Here is a 20248-nt window from a genome sequence, read left to right on the forward strand (position 1 = left end):
TGACCAAGGCACTTGCGCTTTTCTTATGAAAAAAGTATGAACAAACTCGTAAGTTTTTCATAATTTTAGCCTAATTTTTAGAAATTTAAGGTAGAACGAGTATAATTGTTATTATAAGCCAAAATAGTAATTAGCAATCTTTTCGAAAGAGAGGAATGGTGTAAAGTGGGTTATTATGATGATCATTCACAAGGGCGCTATCGGGAACAAAAGGGTAAAAAGAGTGGAATCTTTCTCGCTAGTTTAGTTGGAGCCATACTCGGAGCAATTTTAGTTATCATTGCCATTCCAGCCTTGTCTAACCAAGGTATTCTGCCTTATGAGATAAATCCAGCTCAGGATGCAGGAACAGACAATACCACCACGAATAATAACCAGCAAAAGGTCGTTCAAAGGCAAGTTTCTTACGACGTAAATACAAATACCACAAAAGCAGTAGATAAAGCGGCAGATGCGGTTGTGGGTATCAACAACATCCAGTCATCAAGCTTTTGGTCAGATAATGGTGACAGCTCAGAGGAAGCTGCAGGAACTGGTTCAGGCGTCATTTATAAAAAGGCAGGTAATAAAGCTTACGTCGTAACCAATCACCATGTAGTGGAAGGTGCGACTAAGTTAGAAGTTAGTATGCAAGACGGAACAAAAATTCCGGCTAAGTTGCTGGGAAGTGATATTTGGACCGATTTAGCCGTACTTGAAATTGATGCGAGTAAAATAAAGAAAGTGGCAGAGTTTGGTGATTCTGATAGCTTAAAAATGGGTGAACCAGTTATTGCGATTGGAAATCCACTAGGAGCAACCTTCTCTGGTTCAGTTACACAAGGGATTATTTCAGGAATTAAACGGACGATTCCAGTAGATATCAATCAAGATGGTATTATTGACTGGCAGTCAGAGGTTCTGCAAACAGATGCCGCAATTAATCCAGGAAACAGCGGTGGTGCGTTAATCAATATCGCTGGTCAAGTGATTGGGATTAATTCAATGAAAATATCTCAAGAAGCGGTTGAAGGAATTGGGTTATCGATTCCTATTAACTCAGCAAAGCCAATTATCAGTGATCTTGAACAGTTTGGGTCAGTCAAACGTCCATACATGGGAGTGGACTTAAAATCAGTTTCAGAAATTCCCGCATATTATCAGCAGGAGGCATTGAAACTTCCACGTGATGTGAATTACGGTGTAGCCTTACGTCAAGTAGTTCCAAATTCACCTGCTTCTCTTGCTGGACTAAAAGAGCTGGATGTCATCGTTGAAATGGACGGACAGAAGATAAATGATGTCATCGATTTACGTAAACATCTGTATCAGAAAAAGAAAATTGGCGACAAAATGAAGATTAAATACTATCGAGAGGGCCAGTTAAAAGAGACAACCTTAACGCTATCTGGAGAGAAACTTCAATAAGAAAAACCAGGCAAGTGATGATTCACTTGCCTGGTTTTTCTTTTATTATGGTATGATGTATTTTGTTTTTAAAGCGGCTGAATGGCCGTTACTACGAAAGTAAACAATAGGAATAACAGAATTCATTTATGTAGGGAGTGAACAAAATGATTTATTGCTGTGAGGAACACGTGGAAGTAGCATTGGATACCGTTGTGGATGAGTATGAAACATTCCCTGTTTTATCAAAAATTGATGTGGATAACTTATCAACAAGTTGTGAATACTGCCAAAATACAGCTGTATATATGGTGGCGAACAAGTGATTCCATACAAGATGTGGACAAAAAATGTGGATATGTGGATAACTTCTGTGGATATGTTGTTTGTAAACTGTTTGTAATAAAAATAAAAGGGTTGTGGATTGTGAATATCTCTATCATTACGGTTGGTAAATTAAAAGAAAAATATTTAAAACTTGGGATTGAGGAATACGTTAAGCGACTGTCTGCGTATGCAAAAATGGATATCGTAGAAGTCGCAGATGAAAAAGCTCCGGAAGAATTAAGTGAGTTGGAAATGATTCAGGTGAAGCAAAAAGAAGGAGAAAGAATTCTTGCTAAAATCAGTGCAGATACATATGTAATTGCTTTAGCTATTCAAGGAAAATTGCAATCCTCGGAAGAACTTGCAAATACGTTAGATAAATTAGCTACGTACGGAAAAAGCAAGATTGCCTTTGTAATTGGCGGTTCGTTAGGTCTAAGTGAGGAAGTGTTGAAAAGGTCGAACGAGCAGCTCTCCTTTTCCCGGATGACCTTCCCTCATCAGCTGATGCGATTGATTTTAGTTGAACAGATCTATCGAGCCTTCCGAATTAATCGGAATGAACCGTACCACAAGTAAGCACATAGTTATTATTTTTTGAAGCGTCAAAGTACAACTCAATGTCTTTGACGCTTCTTTCTGTAGGTGAATTTCCTTCATTAACATTTATTTTATTAATAATTGTATGAAGTAAATCCTTTTGTTTTTCGGGGGTAACGTGAGGAAGGACTTTTGAAAAAGTGCTTAATACATATTGTAATTGCTCTAATGAAATTTCTTTAATGGTAGGTTTATTTAACTCATACTCCAATTCGTCTTTTTGCTTTAATAATGCTTTCTTTTCGTTATCAAGGTCTGTAAGTCTATCCAAAATTGATTCAGGAGGGTTTGATGATTTTTCAATAATAATAAGGTATTTGTTTATATTTTTCTCTGCTTGTTTAATTTGTTTGGTTATAAAATTAAGTCTATCTTTAATGGGTTCTTTTAAATCTCTAATCTTCCCATTTACTCTTTCAACAATGGATTTAAGTACAGTTGGCTTAGTTGTAATTTCCTCTATTCTATTGAAAACAAACTGTTCTACTACTTCTGCCCTTATTAAATTAGAGTTACAAACTGCACTACCTTTATAATGGAAATTTCCACATTGATAATAACGTATGTATTCTGTGCTGTTTTTAGCTTTCTTTATTTTATGTCCAATCATTCCTTGACCACATTTTGGACAGCGTAGTAGAGTTGTGAGGGGGAAATGTCCTGTAAATGTTTTAGCTGGTTTATGTGACTTCTGTTCAAATATTTTTCGGGCTTTTTCCCATACTTCCATACTAATAATTGGTTCATGTTCGCCTTTTACAATAATGGTATTATTACTTTTGCCTTGCCTTCTCTTGTCGTTCCAATTCTCAACTTGATTAAAACGAATGAATCCAGCGTACAAAGGATTAGTGATGATAGTTCTTATAGAATTAGTAGAAAAATTTGTGTTTCGTTTAGTTTTGTATCCTTCGTGATTTAATTGGTTCGCTATTGTTTTGAAGCCTTTACCTCTAATATACAAATTGAAAATATACTTAATAAGATTAGCTTCGATTTCCTTTATAACTAATTTTTTATCCTTTGAAGAATAGCCTAATACACTTCCACCATTCCATTTTCCCTCTTTTGCTCTTTGGGTCATTCCCATTTTTACATTTTCAAAATTGTATTTCTTTCTAGCTCGGCAAAAGTCCCCATCATTTGAAGCATAGCAATACCCATAGGGGTTGAAGCGTCAACGTTGTCACTGTAACTAAAAAAACTAACATTATGTTTCTTTAAATGTTCAATAATATTAAGAAAGTCAAGTTGTTTACGAGATAATCTAGAAATTTTCCATACCATAACCATATCAAATTTGTTATGCTCAGAATCCCTTAGCAGTTCTTTAAGTGCAGGTCTATCGGTTGATTTGCCACTAATACCTTCATCCTTGTATATTTCTACTACTTGAAAGTTGTTCTTGTTGCAGTAATCCTCTAATACCTTGATTTGCCCATTAATAGAATAGCCTTCTTCTGCTTGTTCTTCTGTTGAAACTCGTACATATAATGCTACTTTCATTTTTATTCCTCCTTAGTAAATTCATCTGAATTAATTATTTTGTCTGTATTTGCCTTTCTAACATAGTTTGTTATTACTGAAAGTAATTTGTTTCTTTCTGATGAAGATAAGTTAGAAAAATCATTTTCAAACACAGAACAAAAGAAATCAAAATTCTCTTCATTTTCAAAGATAGAAATAAGATTAGAAAGGACTTTTTCTGCTCTTGTAAGGTCATGTTTCACAAATAAATCTAGATTATCCCGTAATCGATCGATAACTTCTTGATTTTTGTTAGAGATTTTCTCGATTTTATTGGTGTAAAAGCCTGTTTTATATTTCATTTCTTCTTCTTCATAGGTTCTTTCTGCCTGTTTAATTACCCAATCTAGTTCAGCTTTTTCCTGCTCAGGAGATTTAATGTCAAAATAATTGAGGGTCCTTATAGCTTCTGTTTCCTTAAAATCCAACTCCAATAATATTTGTAGACAAGTTTCAAAATCTGGTTTTTTAATCAATCCTCTTTCAAGTTGAGACACATATGTAACGGCTTTATTAACCTTTTGAGAAAGCACTTTAGAAGAAATACCTGCTGATTTTCTTATTTTTTTAAGTTCATTTCCAAAACTAATACCACTCAATTTTTATCGCTCCTTTTAATATTGATATTTGAATTATAGCATATGGTAGTATGAAAAGTCAACATAAAGTAGCATAATATATTGACAAGAGTAGCATATATATGCTACAATAGTTTTTGAAAGGAGGGGTGGAAAATGGAAAAAGATAAGAAAAATGTTGAAAAAGGAAACGAATCCCTTAACCTCTTTATTGATAAGCTAGCCTTAATTATTATTGATACGTTACTTGATGAATGCAAAGGGTTAGATAATGGAAACTGCTTTAAAACAGCATAGTAAAAGGTAGTATATTCTTAACACCTTTTATTAATTGGTAGCATATTTAAGTGTTTATTCTAGTAACACATTAAAAAAGACTTCAAAATCTTAAAAGTAAGGAGGTTGAAAAATGTTTGATACTGTAACACTAATAGCCTTTGATATAGAAATAAATCCAAACCAACTAGAGGGGATTATTCCATTCACATTCATGGATAATGATGATGGAACTTTCATTAGTAGATTTTCTTTTACCAAAGAACGAATCAGTTATAAATATAATTTGCAAAAAAGAATACTTAAAATAGAGTTATCTATTCCAAAGTTAATTTTTGGTACAAATACTAAAATGGTAACGGAATCTGATATTGAGGACTTTTGGAGTAAGCTAGATATGTTAATCAGAAAACATTTAAATACCAAAATTAGTAAAGAGCAATGGATAGTAATGCGATTGGACATTTCACATAATTTTAAGGTTGATGACGTAAGAGCATACATAAGCGAAATTAATAAAAAAGCTATCTCTAAAAGGACAAAAGTTACGTATAACGATAATGAGACAGTTATTTTTAGAAATAAAAGTAGCTCGATCTGTTTTTACGATAAAGAAAAAGAATGTATTAACAAGAAAGAGCCACAAAATGTTATAGAAAATGCTAAGGGTATTTTAAGACTTGAAATAAGACCAGCTACTTACCATTTAAAAGAACATTCACCTAGAAGAATAGCAGTCGAATTGATAAGCAAAGATTTTTTTACTTACATAATTGAAAAGTTTAATATAAATGATTTACTTAAACAGCATAAAGAAACAGAAGATAGAAACTTATTCAAGGGTTTAAATGTAATGAAAGTAGCCGATATTGAAAAAGTCCTAGCTTTTAAAATGTTAGTTGAAAAAATTGGAGAGAAAACACTTCTGGAAAAAGGCTATTACAAAGAGGGAACTTTTAGGAACAGAAAAGAACTTTTAGAAGAATATAATAAGTACATAAGAAATGGCACTGAGGAAACCGAACTTTACATATCGTTGGACTAATTAACGTAAATAAAAGAAAGATTTTATAAATTATGGACTAAAACGTAAAAAAATAGTGATATAGCCACGCAATCTCTATAAAAAATATTCCACGTATGAATATAAAGATTTTCCTCTCTAATAACATAATTCTGCGTATAAACACTGAATCATGTAGGGGTGCTTTTTACCATTTAGAACAAAACAGAATGCTAAGATAATGTAAGCACTACTAACCCCACACTATAAACACAATCCAAACATAAATGCACTAAAAAAATCCTCTTAAGAAAGGGGATTTTTTGTTTAAGTAAATGTATCAAAAATTAACAACTTTTTTACTCATATTCTTTATGATTTATTATCCTATAGACTTTTACATTACTCTCATCTATTGATATAAAGTGATTTGATTCTCTTGTATCTAATCCTCTTGTGCTACCTTTAATTTTACCTATTAGTTGAGGACGGCTTTTGCCAATCTCCCAACAATATAGTTCACCATTAGAATTGTATCTATCAAAAAAGTATCCAAATTTTCCTCTTACACAAAGAGCATTTGAGCCATGTAAGACTTTAGGCACTTTGTAAGATTCTAGAGTTTTTTTAGCTGGATTTACGCAAAGCAAAGGAAAATCAGTATAAGGAAAAAGCCATAATGAAGGAGATTTGCCTTTACAGATAGCGTAACAGTCGACAATATATGGTCTATCTAATAAGTCACTATGGTATCTAAATGTTGGAGTACCATTATAGGAAAAAAGTACAAGACCTTCAGTTGAAATTCCACTTCCAAACACACCTTCGTCAAAATAACTAATCCAAATACCTTCTTTACTTATCACTATATCTTCAATACCATCTCCACAGTAAAAGGAGTTTTGAATTTTACCTTCAGTATTTAAAATATACAGATTTTCTCTTTTGCTATCATTACGTGCGTCGGCAATTAGGAAACGATTATGGTCAATCCATCTAATTAACGGAAAATCACAAGTGATATTAATATTATTAAGACTTAATTGAGTGCCACCTATTTTTACTATAAATTTTCTGTTCTTTTCTAATATCAATAATAATCCATAGTTGTCGCTCCAATCACAATCAATTAATTCAACATTGTTATTACTTGATGGTTTTGAGTACAAAATGGTTTCAATAATGTCCATGAAATCATCTCCAAAAGAATCATATGTAAATATTATACAACAGATTAGTGTATCAAAAACGAATGTTTATGAGACAACTCAAAAAGACAAAGCAAACATGGTAAAATAGCTAGTTTTAAGTATTAAAAGTCGTATCAAAAACTATGTATCTTTATTTACTTTATATAACGTTTTTGATACAATATAAATAACAAATGATATTGGACGGTGATACATAAATGAAAATTGGATATGCAAGAGTAAGCACTCTAGAACAGTCATTGGACCTACAATTAGACGCATTAGAGAAAGCAGGATGTGAAAAGATTTATCACGAAAAAATGAGTGGTATGAAAGATGATAGACCTGAGCTTCAAAAATTAATCTCCTATGCAAGAAAAGGTGATGTATTAGTTGTTTATAAACTCGATCGACTTGGACGTTCTACAAAGAGGTTAATTGAGTTATCAGAAGAACTTCAAGAACAAGGAATTGAACTAGTAAGTATAAGGGATAGCATAGACACAACTACAGCAGTAGGAAAGGCAATGTTTAAAATGTTGGCTGTATTAGCTGAAATGGAACGAGATTTAATCTCAGAACGAACTAGAGCAGGTCTTGAGAGTGCTAGAGCAAGAGGAAGAAATGGTGGTAGACCTAAGAAGGATAACAGACAGGTTGAAAAGGCTTTAAAATTATATGACACAAAGCAATACACAGTAAGTGAAATAGAGGATATGACAGATGTTTCAAAAGCTACTTTGTATAGAGAAATAAAGAAAAGGAAAACACCAATTACCTAAGAAGGTGCTTCCTTTTTTAGATAGTAATTTTATTAAGGAGCTAACATAACCTGAATACATTGAATAAATGCTAAAAACAAATAAATTAAACCTAAAATTAGCTGAGTAAGTTAATAGTTAGCTGGCAAAAAACTGAGATGACCTGAATACTTCAGATGATTAGCAGAAAATCAAATACCTAACTAGCTGAATAAGTTAATGGCTAGCTGGTAAAAAGCTGAGATGACCTAAACACTTTAGATGATTAGCAGAAAAACCAAATACATAATTAGCTGAATAAGTTAATGATTAGCTGGTATTAGCTGAGAGTACCTAAATACTTAAAGTGATTTGCAGAAAATCAAATAAAATATAATCGGCTACAAAAGGTGGGATTAAGCTAACAATACCTGAGTATAGTGAATATAATAATGTATTACCTGAAATAAAGAGGAATTTATCGGTTTGACCTAGAAAAAGCTGTATATTAGCTGAAAATTGGGATAAAATGATAATAAAAAGAGGTGATTAACAATGGTATTTAAATTAAAAAGAAACCCATTTACTAATCTACCATTAGATAATCCTAGGATTTTTGCAGGTAGAGAAAAAGAAATATTTTATATGGTGAACTCTTTATATCAAACACAATTTGGCAAGCCAAAGCACGTTTTTGTAAGTGGTGAAAGAGGAATAGGAAAAAGTTCTTATGTGAAACAAATTGAATTAATTGCTAATGGTGACACTACTCTAATGGATAAGATCGGTATAGAGAGTGCTGATGTAGATTTTAGGTTTTTAGTAGGAAAACATATCTGTCTGGAAACAAATACCTTAGAGGAAATTGTGGATTCAATTATTCAAAACTTAAAAAATAAATTATTAATGTTACCTAGTTTTAAGGACAAAGCTTTCAATATTGACGTTGAGTTTAATTTCGGTATTGTAAAGACTATTTTAAAGGCAGAGAGTGAAGCAGAACATATATCACCAGATATTATTAATAAATTTTCAAACCTTTTAAAAAGAATTTCCGATAAGACCTCACATAGCCATTCAGGTATTTTGATAATAATTGACGAATTAGACAGGGTCGTTGATAAAATAAATTTTGGTTCCTTCTTTAAAGCATTAACAGAAAAGTTAATTGACGATGGTGCAAATAATGTGAGTATTATACTTGTAGGAATAAACGGAGCAATGGGTACAATGGAAAATCAACACTCATCTATTAGAAGAGCCTTTCATGAAATTGAAATTCCGTTATTGGAAGATGATAAAAGAAAGGATATTGTGGTAAGTGCATTAAATGAGGTTGATACAACAGTAGATAATGATGTGTTAGATGAAGTATCAAAAATATCAGACGGATTTCCTGCTCCAATTCATGTAGTGGGAGAAAGTATGTTTGATGAAGACACGGATTCACATATCGATATTAAAGATTTCGAAAGTGGTTTAAGTAATGTTGTAAAGTATATAAAGAAAGCTGAATTAAATGATAAGCTTAAAGGAGCTGGCTGGGGAAGAACTCCTCAAATTTTAAAAATAATGGCAACTTACGAGGGTGACGTAGTTCCGATATCTTATATAAATGAAAAACTAGGCGTTGACCATCCAAAACACTATAGCACTAATCTCAGTAACTTATTAAAATCAGATTTAATAATCAAAATAGATAGAGGTTTATATAAGATAAAAGACCAACTTCTAAAAACATATATTAAAAATGTAGCTGTTTTAGAAGAAGTTGAAGAAGAAGAAAGTGATGAATAATTAGATAAATGATAATGTAGGCTGAGTAAAAGACCACTCAATGAAATAAGTGGTCTTTTTACTTATATAGAAATAAAAACTTTCTGTTCGAAATTAACTATGTTATTCGATGGAGTACGGTGAACCGTATCATAAGTAAAGAGGTTTTTAAAAGTTGATTTCCTCCCACAGAAAATTTCGTTTCGTTCTCAAAGCTCCTCTCAAGTTCATCTCGACGCTGCAAGTCTTCTTGTTCTTCAGGAGCAGCAGGAGAGGATAGGATCGGACAAAGGGTGCCTTCTGGATTAAATGTTCGTAAATTCCGTTAAAACCGTCAGTCCACATCGTGCAGTAGGACAGCTCCTCCCCATATTATGTGTAACGATGAGTTCATCTTTATCCTGAAAATCCTGCATACTTACTTCTTGTCTATCAGATGTGATAAATAGATAGTTTTCAGCTTTCAGTTCGGGAACGGATTTTCTTAATTGAGTTAGCTTTTTCTTTTTCTCCATGATTTCTTGCTCGAGTTGTTCAATCTTACTGAAAATATCCTCTTTGGACAAGGTGAAGCATCCAACTAAGGTTCATAATACTCAGTAAATATTACCCTTAAAATTTCCTGCAGGAAATACTTTACACTTCCTTAAATAAGAGATATTATACATACATATAAATGTATGTATGGAGGGTAGCATCTTGCCAAGAAATAAATATCCAGAAATAACAGAAAAGAGAATTTTAGATACAGCAACGAAGTTGTTTATGGAAAAGGGATGGGAAGAAACTACCATTCAAGATATTGTAGATGAATTGGGTGATTTAACCAGAGGCGCATTTTACCATCATTTTAAGTCTAAAGACGATATAATAGACGCTGTTCTCAGTCAACTGGCAACTGAAAACGACCCATTCAAAAAGGCTAAAAACTTCTCTGGTTTAAACGGACTAGAAAAGTTGAGAATGGCATTTTTAATGTCTTTTGAAAATATTGGCCAATTAGAAGCCGTTAAAACGATACCAACGATCCTAAACAATCCCAAATTGATTGCCAAACAATTACAGGATTGTGTGAAGTATGGGGGCCCCGACATTCTCGCCTTTATCGAAGAAGGGGTAATAGATGGGTCTATTTCTGTTCAATATCCTAAGCAGACATCTGAAACATTTATGCTGCTGACCAATATATGGCTAAGTCCTATAATCTTTTCAGTGGATACGGAAGAATATCTATTAAAGGCAAAACATTTACAAGAATTATTTAATAGTATCGGACTTCCAGTGATTGATGACCAGATACTTGATACCCTTGAATTATTTCATAGATCTATTTTAAATATCTAAGTGGACTGCCATTGGGCAGTTTACTTTTACATATATACATACATATATATGTATGTAAAACACTTTAGGAGGAATATGACGTGGATTATGAATTTGCTGTAAAAATATCTGGATTAGTAAAGACATTCAATCAAAAAGAAGTCATAAGAAATTGTAACATGACCGTTTCAAAAGGAAGCGTTTATGGACTACTGGGTGTAAATGGAGCTGGAAAGACAACAATTTTTAAACTGCTATTAGGATTACTTCATCCCACTGCCGGACACATAGAGATTTTCGGCAAGGATATTCGAGTTGGTAAAAATAATATTCTAAGGGATGTGGGAAGCATGATCGAAACTCCCATTTTTTATGAACATTTATCCGCTATTGAAAATTTAGAAATTCATCTTTCCTATATGGGTATTCAAAATACAGATATTCAAAAAACATTAGAAATCGTTGGGTTACATGATATAGGTAATCAACCTGTTGCTCAATTTTCTCTAGGTATGCGTCAGCGTCTTGGGATAGCAAGAGCAATCATCCATCATCCAAAACTTTTAATTTTGGATGAACCGATTAACGGGCTGGATCCAGTGGGAATACGAGAAATGAGGGAGCTCTTTCAAGAACTTGTAAAAAAACATGATATAACTATACTTGTTTCCAGTCATATATTAAATGAAATCGAACAAATCTCAGATGTTATAGGAATTATAGAAGAAGGAAGCATTATTAAAGAAGTAGAGTTATCCAATATCGAAAGGGATATTGCAGATGGCTTAGAAGGATATTTTTTTAGTATAGTAAATGGAGGAATGAAATAATGATTAACCTATTGCAACTTGAATTGAAAAAGAACAATATTCGTACATACATTATTTCAGCCTCTATCGTTGGATTTTGTATGTTAGGAATAATATATCTATTTGCCTATGCTCCAAAGATTGAGCCCAAAGACCCAGACATGAAAATGTTTGCAGGATATGGAAATATCATTCCATTATTTAACACGATTTCTATGTTTGCTTTCAGCTTATTATCATCAGTAATGTTTTCTAAAATAGTAATTGAAGAATATGCAGGGAAACGCACCGTTCTGCTATTCTCTTACCCTATCAGTAGAAGCAAGGTCTTTCTGGCAAAAATATCTTTGGTTTCACTGTTTGTGGCAACTGCAATGATCACCTCAAGTATAATCATATTTATTATTTTTGGTATTAGTGAATCCATTTCCCCTGTGGTAGACGGAAACATCACTTTTGAAATTATAAAAAGGGCTGCCAAAACCACATTTTTTATGTCTATTTCAGCTGTTAGTGTTGGAATTATCTCTATGGCAATCGGCTTTATAAAAAAATCTATACCTACCACTATTATATCCGCAGTCTTGCTTTGCTCTCTATTAAGTAACATCGTGGCAGGGTCTATATCTACGGATAGTCCAATGGTGATTTTTACAATAATTCTTGTATTGATCAGTGTTCTTGTCATCAACATAATGACAAGAACGATTAACTGCATGGAGGTATAACAAACATGGAACAAAAAATTGAAAATTCAATAGATAATACTCTTGAAAACCTTGCCCCGCTATTTTATCAGTCAAGTATAATAATAGGTATTTTATTGATTTTATTAGGATTTTCAATATATTTCCTTAAATTATCCAAAAAGAAGGCAAGAACTGTCTGCTTGATTTGTATAGGAATAGGCATATTCTCCATCCTCAGTGCTGTGATGCAAATGAAATACTAACAGGTTTGGTGAAAACTCATTTAGACTTGTCATGGTGAACCGTATCATAAATAGATGCGGTTTTTTTGACTATATAAAAAGAGTTCTAGTAGCATTTCGATTATGAAATTGATTCGGTTTATGATATAATCCCGATGGTTAATATATACAATCTTTGCTATCGAATTTTAAATTTATAATAGTTAATTTTAGTTTTCACTTTTTATGGAGTTATTCAAAGTTAGGAGAGTATAAATAAATGAATAGACTATTATATTTGGATTGGCTACGGGTGTGCGCGACAATTTGTGTGGTTATTATTCATGTATGTGCTGCTGGTTATGTAGGAACGCTACAACCAGACGGGGAAACGACTTGGTTTATAGGGAATTTTTTTGAAACTATTTCGCGTTGGGCTGTCCCAGGATTTGTTATGATTAGTGGTGCTCTGTTATTGAAAGATCAACGAGAAATGTCGTATTGGGACTTTTTAATGAAACGTGCGAGTAAGGTAATAATTCCTTTTGTGGGATGGAGTGTTTTATTTTATGTTTACGGAGCATATAAGGGTTATTTCCCATTATCAATTAAGAGTGCTATAAAAGCTTTTATAAATAATGGTATAACCTATCACTTTTGGTTTTTTTATATGATAATTGGATTATATCTAATTACCCCTCTATTAAAGGTGTTTGTAAAGCATGCTCAAAAGCATCATATAGAATACTTTTTAATCCTGTGGTTATATGCATCAGTAATTACAGGATTATCCAACTTTTTGTTTGGGATGAAATTTTCTTTGGAACTAGAATATGTAACTGGTTATGTTGGTTATTTCCTACTCGGGTATTACCTTAGTTATTTTGAAATCAAAAAGTTTTGGAGAAGACTTTCATATTTTGGATTAGGTATTGGTATTCTTTCATTATTCTTTTTAACTTACCATTACACACTAGTAAATGGCGGAAAACTTAGCCAGTATTGGTATGGGTACTTTTCACCATCTGTATTCCTTATCTCAGCCGGCTTGTTTATATTATTTCGATATAACTTTAATAAGCTATCTCTACCAATAATATTTTCACCGATAAATAAAGCTAGTTTAGGAATTTATATTCTTCATTATTGGTTAATGAATAATTATTTATGGAAGGTATTCCCACAAGTTAATGCTAATTTCCACCAAGTATTGGTTATTCCAATAAATATTATAATTACTTTTGTGCTAAGTGCGTTAATTACAATAGTTTTACAACGTATTCCAATTGTGAAAAAATTGGTACCTTAAGTATCTTTAATTTATAAGAACGATATGCACACTAATTTTTGTTAAGTTTTGGATTATTATTTAAACACCAGATGATTATGTTCAATGTGAATCTTTGACCATTTCGACTGGTGTTTTCAGCATTTTTTTAAATTTTTTCGGGTGTATTCTATCGATTGCTATTCTTGTCACTATAAACTTCTATTCTTTCCCTTTTTTACAAGCTTTAAATAGTTTATAATTATCAGATAAGTATTATAATAAAGTTATAAATGATTATAAATGAGACAGAGAAGGTGTGTTCCTACTATGAGCAACATACAGACAAAGACAGACGTAATCTTAATTGGTGCAGGTATCATGAGCGCGACTTTGGGATCCTTATTGAAGGAGTTAGCTCCTGATTGGGAAATCAAAGTATTTGAAAAGCTCGAAAGCGCTGGAGAAGAAAGCTCTAACGAATGGAATAATGCGGGTACTGGCCACGCTGCACTGTGCGAGCTTAACTACACAAGCGAAAAGCCGGACGGCTCTATAGACATTAGCAAAGCGGTAAAAATTAACGAACAGTTTCAACTTTCAAGACAGTTCTGGTCTTATCTTGTAAACAGCAATCAAATTCGTAATCCGCAGGACTTTATTATGCCGATTCCACATATGAGTTTCGTGCAAGGTGAAAAGAACGTTTCCTTTTTGAAAAACAGATTTAAAGCGCTTTCTAACAATCCATTATTCCAAGGAATGGAATATTCAGATGACCCTAAAAAACTGAAGGAATGGATTCCGCTTATTATGGAAGGCCGTACTTCAAATGAACCAATAGCTGCCACAAAAATTGATTCAGGAACGGATGTAAACTTCGGTGCATTAACACGCATGTTGTTTGACCACTTAAAGAAACAAAATGTTGAAATCAAATACAACCATCAAGTGGATGATATCAAACGTACCAGCGATGGTTTATGGGAACTCAAGGTGTGGAATATGGCTACAGGTAACATTGAACGCCACTCCGCAAAATTTGTTTTTATCGGTGGTGGAGGCGGAAGTTTGCCATTATTACAAAAAACTGGTATTCCTGAATCAAAACATATCGGTGGTTTTCCAGTAAGTGGACTATTTATGGTATGTAACAATCCAGAGGTAGCGGCGCAGCATCATGCAAAAGTGTACGGTAAAGCTAAGGTTGGCGCTCCACCAATGTCTGTTCCACATCTTGATACTAGATTCATTGATAACAAAAAAACCTTGCTGTTTGGGCCGTTTGCCGGTTTCTCACCAAAGTTCTTAAAAACAGGTTCAAATATGGATTTGATTGGTTCTGTTAAGCCAAATAACCTTTTCACCATGTTAGCTGCAGGCGTTAAGGAAATGGCGTTGACGAAGTACTTGATTCAGCAAGTATTGTTATCAAACGAAAAGCGGATGGAAGAATTAAGAGAGTTTATCCCTAATGCGAAAAGTGAGGATTGGGATATTGTTGTAGCTGGTCAACGCGTACAGGTGATCAAAGATACTGAGGCTGGCATGGGAACCCTGCAATTTGGTACGGAAGTAGTTAGTGCGGCGGATGGCTCGGTAGCAGCCTTGTTAGGAGCCTCACCTGGTGCTTCAACTGCTGTACACGTTATGCTCGAGGTATTAGAAAAATGCTTCCCGCAACACTTTGAAGAATGGGAATCGAAAATAGTGGAAATGATCCCATCCTATGGTATGTCACTAGTAGAAAATCCAGAGCTTTTCCAAAAAATTAATACTTCCACAGCTAAGACACTTGAACTCGGCGATCGGGAATTGGTTCATAGTTAATATTTTGATAAATAAAAAGGATGACTCAAATTTGAGTCATCCTCTTTGTTTGAAGTGAAAGAAAGTATTAAATTCGACTTCGAGAATTGTCCAGCTCCAGCGCCTAGCCCCTCGGGGCTGACCAAGGCGCATGCGCTTTTCTTAATAAATTACAACCGGTTCATAGGTACTTAGGTTTTCATACACGATTTTCATCTGATTTGGCGGTGTATTTACGCAGCCATGGGATCCTGCATTTAAATAAGCGTTACTTGACCAGTTGGAGCGCCAGCTGGCATCGTGGAATCCTTGTCCGTCATTTGTAAAAGGAGCCCAATAATTCACTTCTGCGGAGTAAGTTTTAGCGCCTCCAAGCTCTCTACCTGTTAGTATAGATGGTGACCGTTTATAGAGGATATACCAAACCCCTTTGGATGTATCATTACCGGTGCTGTGTTTGCCAGTTACGACATTTGTTGTGACGACTAATTTGCCCTTTTTATAAATCCAAATCCGCTGTTCTGCAATGGATACTTCAGCATATGTATCACCAATTCCGTTGTTCGCGGTGGTTTCATAACCGTAGCCTTCACCCTTCCAGCCGTGCCCAATAATATTAGAAGCAGAAATGGCTTTATCCCCTTTTTCAAAAGCGGCTAAAAGCCTTGTTGCCTCTTTGTCCACATCTAAAGCCCAGCCGTACCCTTGCCCCTTTACTGAAATGACTGAACCTGAGTGTGTTTTGAAAGAGAAATTCTTATTTAATGTGGATTGTGAATGGTTAATTTCAGCAATCTTATTTTTAATATCACTTGCTTCAATCGTAGCCTTCATATCTTCTGAAACAGAGGCATTCTTGATTAATTCACTGCCTTTTAAAGAATAAACTTTATCTTGAACTTTATATTCAACCGTTTGTTGCAAGAGTTCTTGAAGTTTTTTCTGTTCATTTTTGACAATCGCACTGTCTTCTTTAATAGGCTGATTGAAGGCCGGCTTCAGATGAATCTCACTTGTATATCTCTGCTTCTCATAGTCTTTTAACAGACTAGCGACATCATACTGCTGGCCGTTATTACTTTTTGTAATAATAATCTTACCTTGTTTTAACTTTGCCTTTGCATCGATAGGTGCTAGTAAATTTTTATTCATGGCAGCGAGAGTTTCTTCCACTTGTTGTTTCATCACATGACTGCGGTAGTGATCTTTTTTTGCAGGTAGCAAGGAATCATCTTTTGCCTTAGTTGAGGGGAAAAATGTCCACTGTTCTTTTAATAATTGTTTGATCCCTGCTAAATCCCCTTTTGTAAAAGCCATCTTTGTATCTTTTCCATCTAAAATTTGCTTTTCACCGACATAGACTACATTTCTTAGATCTGCTGTTTGCAATTTGTTTAGTGCCTGCTCAGCCGTCAGTCCACCTACTTTTATGCCATTTATTTTGATGTGTGCATTAAAGTGGTTTGCCTGATAATAGCTAAGTGCCGCAAATCCGAGAACAACTATAATGATGATACTAGGTGTAACAACCTTCCACTTTTTTGGCCACTTAGGCGATTTCGCCCTTCTTTGGCCCAACTCCTGAACTGATTCCTTTACTGCACTTTCCATAATGAATCCCCCGTTTATCACGTAGTCTGCTATATACGTCCTCCGACTATTAAACTAGTTGAATGAATTAGATACACACTATTTTACCTTATTCTTAAATTAACTACTATTCTACTAGACCGAATGGCGTAAACTTTGTCGTTTTTTGTATGTATATGAAATTTTTATATAAGTAGTATATATTTAGATATATAGATTAATAGAAAGGATTTTTTAAGATGAAAACATTTAAGAAAATTATTAGTTCTCTCCTATTAGGGATGTCCATCCTATTATTTGTACAGATGCCAGTACATGCAGACAGTATAATAGAATCGGATATAGCCAATTATCTTGCTTCAAGAAGCGGCACAGTTTCTGTTGGTGTGTACGATGCGAATACAGGTAAAACCTATACATACAATCCTACAACCACCTATTACACGCAAAGTGTGGTTAAAATTTCAATCATGGCAGATATACTGTATCAAGGGATTCCAATTGCATCCTCTGAAAATTCATTATTAACTAGAATGATAGAACAAAGTGATAATAGCTCGGCAAGTACACTCTGGCGGCAGCTTGGCAGTGATCAAAGTGTACAATCGTTTTTCAAAAAAATAGGCATGTATAATACAGTTGCAGGTACAGGAGGCTGGTGGGGGCGTACGACTACTACTGTTTCAGATCAGCTAACCATTATGAAATACTTCGCCTATCCTAATTCCTTACTAACCGATTCACAAAGAGCTTATGGTCTTAATTTGATGCGGAATATCATCTCCGAGCAACGGTGGGGAACGAATGGGGGGGTTCCAGCAGGCGTTAGTGTAGCATTGAAAAATGGCTGGGTGACTACCGGATCCTATGTGAATAGTGTGGGCTACATAAATGGGCAAGGAAAAAATTATGTGATTGTTGTTTTGACAAAAAATAATCCATCCCTTGATTATGGAATTAACACCATTGAAAAAATTTCTAGTCTTGTGTGGAAGCAGATAGCTCCCAATGGTTGGGTATATACTAATGGAAAATGGTACTTTTATTCAAACAACAAGAAAGTTACAGGTTGGCTGTCCAATAATGGTAAGTGGTATTTTCTCGATTCAACAGGTGTGATGAAAACGGGTTGGATAATGGACGGAGATATATGGTACTACTTAAATAAGGATGGTTCCATGAAGACGGGCTGGCTATATTATGGACGCTCATGGTATTTCTTAGATTTATCTGGAGCAATGAAGACAGGCTGGATTAAATCGAATAGTAATTGGTATTATCTTCAGCCTACAGGCGTAATGAAAACAGGCTGGCTGCTATCTGACGGAAAATGGTATTACCTGCAGTCGAACGGTGATATGCTTGTCGGCTGGAAAATGGTAAATGGAAAATGGTATTACTTTTATGCTTCTGGAGAAATGGCCACAGGCTGGCTCGATATAGAAGGAAAGAAGTATTATCTTACTGATAGTGGAGAAATGGCAATTGGCTGGTTGGAAATCGAAGGATCAAGGTACTATTTCGATGAAGACGGGCAATTATCCGAGACCGGTTCACCTGAAGATAGTCTATAGGATTATATATAGAAATAGATAAAGCGGGGCCTATAAGGGCCCCGCATTTTTATTGGAGGCTGTGTTAAAGAGCAATGTTGGTTTTTACACCCTGTTGATTGGAGCGGAAGGCGCGAAGACTCCTGTGGGAGTGTGGTTCAGGGGAGACCCCGCAGGAGCTAGTGCCGAGGAAGGATCGCCGAAACACCCACGAACCGCTCACGCCTGGAGTGGAAATCAACAGACAAGTTTAAAAAAGCCTTATTGTAAAAAAACAACCACTGTATAAAGAAGAGGAAGCGTAAGGATACATAACACTGTTGTTAAAAGTACTCCCAGCGAGGCAAAGTAGGTATCAGCACCGTATCTTTGGGAGTAGAGAGAAATGGTTGGAGCAGACGGCATTCCTGAAACCAATACAGCAATAACAAGTAACGGGAAGGAAACAAAGCCAGCAAAAGGAAGCAATAGTAAAGGGATGACTAGAAGTTTTACAAGGGCTGATTTCCATAGGTAGTTATTCTTGATCATAATGGAGATTTTCTTCCATTCTACATTCGCAATCAGAATTCCAATCATCATCATAGAAAGAGGAATAGTCATTTTACCAACCGATTCAAGCCCACTGGACAAAAAAACGGGCCATCTTATGGGCAGGAAAAACATGATTAGTCCGATGAAAGTAGAAATGATTCCTGGATTGAAAAAAATCAATTTATAGTCAATTGTGCTTTTGCTTTTGCTAAATAAATATATTCCATATGTCCAGATCAAAATTAAATAACATAAATTAAATATGGTTGAATAAAGGATTCCTTGTTCTCCTAAAAGGATATAACTCACAGCATAACCAATAAACCCCTGGTTGCCAAAGATCGTAAGCCCCTCATACACACTTTTTTGGGTTTCTGGCAGTCGGGATCTCTTTCTCATCCAGAACGCTAAAATAGTAGATAATGTGAGTACATAAAGGGACATGGACACCAGCCAAATAAAGTCTTTGACAAGAGTAAATTGAAAAGAGGTATCAAGTGAAAATAAAATAAGAGCAGGTAAAGTGATATTTAATATGAGCTGTGTCAGTACCTCAATAGCGTTTCCATTTAGGACTCCTTTTTTTCTCACAAAAAAACCTAAAATGGCAATACTGTATAGAACCAACATCTCTTGAAAAAATGCAACAGATGATTCCAAAACATACCCCTCCTTTAGTATAAACCTGCGAAAAAAATCCACACCACAATGACTAATATTAAATACATGTTTCTTCACCCCAAAAGGCCCATAATGACTGAGCTCAATGGAAAAAACAATACCCGACAGTTATGTTTTTTAGGTTCTATTCTATTCAGTTATTGAAACACTGTTCGCACATAAGGGAATGTATATATACGATAATGGCTGGAATGGCTAGCGCAGGTTTTATATTTTAGTTCTAAATGACTAAAATTTCCTTTGTGTAAATATAGGTACTTAGTATGGAAATGAGGGAAATTTATGTTTATTATGTAATCATTGTATTAAATGGAAGGTAACCTGATGTAGAATGAAAATTATAGGAGAATATGTCGAAATATTACGACT

Annotated in this window: 21 protein-coding genes; 14 read left to right on the top strand and 7 right to left on the bottom strand. The window is 34.4% G+C overall.

Annotation, left to right across the window (positions count from 1 at the left end; genetic code table 11):
• Positions 1-165 precede the first annotated feature (165 nt).
• The 3 genes from QE429_RS01495 (at position 166) to rlmH (ending at position 2292) form a co-directional block, all read left to right on the top strand.
• Positions 166-1407: a S1C family serine protease gene (locus QE429_RS01495; protein ID WP_307283154.1), complete on the top strand. Its 1242-nt coding sequence runs from the start codon at positions 166-168 to the stop codon at positions 1405-1407.
• 146 nt (positions 1408-1553) lie between these two features.
• Positions 1554-1712 carry a CxxH/CxxC protein gene (locus tag QE429_RS01500; protein WP_307283157.1) on the top strand — a complete coding sequence of 53 codons (159 nt, stop codon included), beginning with the start codon at positions 1554-1556 and terminating at the stop codon, positions 1710-1712.
• A 100-nt stretch (positions 1713-1812) separates the two neighbouring features.
• Positions 1813-2292: a 23S rRNA (pseudouridine(1915)-N(3))-methyltransferase RlmH gene (rlmH, locus tag QE429_RS01505; protein WP_307283160.1), complete on the top strand. Its 480-nt coding sequence runs from the start codon at positions 1813-1815 to the stop codon at positions 2290-2292.
• Here the strand turns inward: rlmH and QE429_RS01510 are convergent.
• From QE429_RS01510 to QE429_RS01520, 3 genes are read right to left on the bottom strand one after another with little or no spacing between them, the layout of a single operon-like run.
• The gene (locus QE429_RS01510) at positions 2264-3403 is read right to left on the bottom strand and encodes a recombinase family protein (RefSeq protein ID WP_307283163.1); all 1140 of its coding nucleotides are present in this window, start codon (positions 3401-3403) and stop codon (positions 2264-2266) included. The two genes, rlmH and QE429_RS01510, sit on opposite strands and share 29 nt — an antisense overlap.
• A 2-nt stretch (positions 3404-3405) precedes the next feature.
• A complete protein-coding gene (locus tag QE429_RS01515) occupies positions 3406-3819 on the bottom strand; it encodes a recombinase family protein (RefSeq protein ID WP_307283168.1) in 414 nt (137 codons plus the stop codon).
• A 2-nt stretch (positions 3820-3821) separates the two neighbouring features.
• Positions 3822-4439 (bottom strand): helix-turn-helix domain-containing protein, encoded by a 618-nt coding sequence (locus QE429_RS01520; RefSeq protein WP_307283171.1) that lies wholly within the window; start codon positions 4437-4439, stop codon positions 3822-3824.
• Positions 4440-4574: 135 nt separating this feature from the next.
• Between QE429_RS01520 and QE429_RS01525 the strand changes: the two genes are divergently transcribed.
• Both QE429_RS01525 and QE429_RS01530 read left to right on the top strand, forming a co-directional pair.
• Complete coding sequence (locus QE429_RS01525; RefSeq protein ID WP_307283174.1) at positions 4575-4715, top strand: hypothetical protein; 141 nt, start codon at positions 4575-4577, stop codon at positions 4713-4715.
• Positions 4716-4827: 112 nt separating this feature from the next.
• Complete coding sequence (locus QE429_RS01530) at positions 4828-5739, top strand: phage/plasmid replication domain-containing protein (protein ID WP_307283177.1); 912 nt, start codon at positions 4828-4830, stop codon at positions 5737-5739.
• Positions 5740-6056: 317 nt separating this feature from the next.
• Here QE429_RS01530 and QE429_RS01535 read toward each other — a convergent pair whose 3' ends face one another.
• A complete protein-coding gene (locus QE429_RS01535) occupies positions 6057-6887 on the bottom strand; it encodes a TetR family transcriptional regulator (protein WP_307283180.1) in 831 nt (276 codons plus the stop codon).
• A 218-nt stretch (positions 6888-7105) separates the two neighbouring features.
• Here QE429_RS01535 and QE429_RS01540 point away from each other — a divergent pair, with 218 nt between their 5' ends.
• Positions 7106-7669: a recombinase family protein gene (locus QE429_RS01540; protein WP_307283182.1), complete on the top strand. Its 564-nt coding sequence runs from the start codon at positions 7106-7108 to the stop codon at positions 7667-7669.
• Positions 7670-8182: 513 nt separating this feature from the next.
• The gene (locus tag QE429_RS01545; protein ID WP_307283184.1) at positions 8183-9424 is read left to right on the top strand and encodes an AAA family ATPase; all 1242 of its coding nucleotides are present in this window, start codon (positions 8183-8185) and stop codon (positions 9422-9424) included.
• 284 nt (positions 9425-9708) lie between these two features.
• On the opposite strand, the gene QE429_RS01550 is transcribed toward QE429_RS01545, so the two are convergent.
• On the bottom strand, positions 9709-9969 hold the full coding sequence (locus tag QE429_RS01550; RefSeq protein ID WP_307283187.1) for a hypothetical protein: 261 nt from the start codon (positions 9967-9969) through the stop codon (positions 9709-9711).
• 133 nt (positions 9970-10102) lie between these two features.
• Between QE429_RS01550 and QE429_RS01555 the strand changes: the two genes are divergently transcribed.
• The 6 genes from QE429_RS01555 to QE429_RS01580 all read left to right on the top strand — a co-directional run bounded on the left by QE429_RS01555 (position 10103) and on the right by QE429_RS01580 (position 15542).
• Positions 10103-10747: a TetR/AcrR family transcriptional regulator gene (locus QE429_RS01555; protein ID WP_307283189.1), complete on the top strand. Its 645-nt coding sequence runs from the start codon at positions 10103-10105 to the stop codon at positions 10745-10747.
• An 80-nt stretch (positions 10748-10827) separates the two neighbouring features.
• Positions 10828-11556: an ABC transporter ATP-binding protein gene (locus QE429_RS01560; RefSeq protein ID WP_307283192.1), complete on the top strand. Its 729-nt coding sequence runs from the start codon at positions 10828-10830 to the stop codon at positions 11554-11556.
• Positions 11556-12263 (top strand): ABC transporter permease, encoded by a 708-nt coding sequence (locus QE429_RS01565; protein WP_307283194.1) that lies wholly within the window; start codon positions 11556-11558, stop codon positions 12261-12263. Before QE429_RS01560 ends, QE429_RS01565 begins: the two co-directional genes overlap by 1 nt.
• A 5-nt stretch (positions 12264-12268) precedes the next feature.
• Positions 12269-12487: a hypothetical protein gene (locus QE429_RS01570; RefSeq protein ID WP_307283197.1), complete on the top strand. Its 219-nt coding sequence runs from the start codon at positions 12269-12271 to the stop codon at positions 12485-12487.
• A gap of 238 nt (positions 12488-12725) precedes the next feature.
• On the top strand, positions 12726-13754 hold the full coding sequence (locus tag QE429_RS01575) for an acyltransferase (protein ID WP_307283201.1): 1029 nt from the start codon (positions 12726-12728) through the stop codon (positions 13752-13754).
• A gap of 288 nt (positions 13755-14042) precedes the next feature.
• Entirely contained in the window at positions 14043-15542 is a 1500-nt protein-coding gene (locus tag QE429_RS01580) for a malate:quinone oxidoreductase (protein WP_307283204.1), read from the top strand.
• A 141-nt stretch (positions 15543-15683) separates the two neighbouring features.
• On the opposite strand, the gene QE429_RS01585 is transcribed toward QE429_RS01580, so the two are convergent.
• Complete coding sequence (locus QE429_RS01585; RefSeq protein WP_307283207.1) at positions 15684-17132, bottom strand: L,D-transpeptidase family protein; 1449 nt, start codon at positions 17130-17132, stop codon at positions 15684-15686.
• A gap of 218 nt (positions 17133-17350) precedes the next feature.
• Here QE429_RS01585 and QE429_RS01590 point away from each other — a divergent pair, with 218 nt between their 5' ends.
• Entirely contained in the window at positions 17351-18685 is a 1335-nt protein-coding gene (locus QE429_RS01590) for a serine hydrolase (protein WP_307283209.1), read from the top strand.
• Positions 18686-18925: 240 nt separating this feature from the next.
• Here QE429_RS01590 and QE429_RS01595 read toward each other — a convergent pair whose 3' ends face one another.
• On the bottom strand, positions 18926-19858 hold the full coding sequence (locus QE429_RS01595; RefSeq protein ID WP_307283212.1) for an AEC family transporter: 933 nt from the start codon (positions 19856-19858) through the stop codon (positions 18926-18928).
• Positions 19859-20248 lie beyond the last annotated feature (390 nt).

Origin of the sequence: Bacillus sp. SORGH_AS_0510, assembly GCF_030818775.1 — a bacterium.
GTDB lineage: Bacteria > Bacillota > Bacilli > Bacillales > Cytobacillaceae > Neobacillus.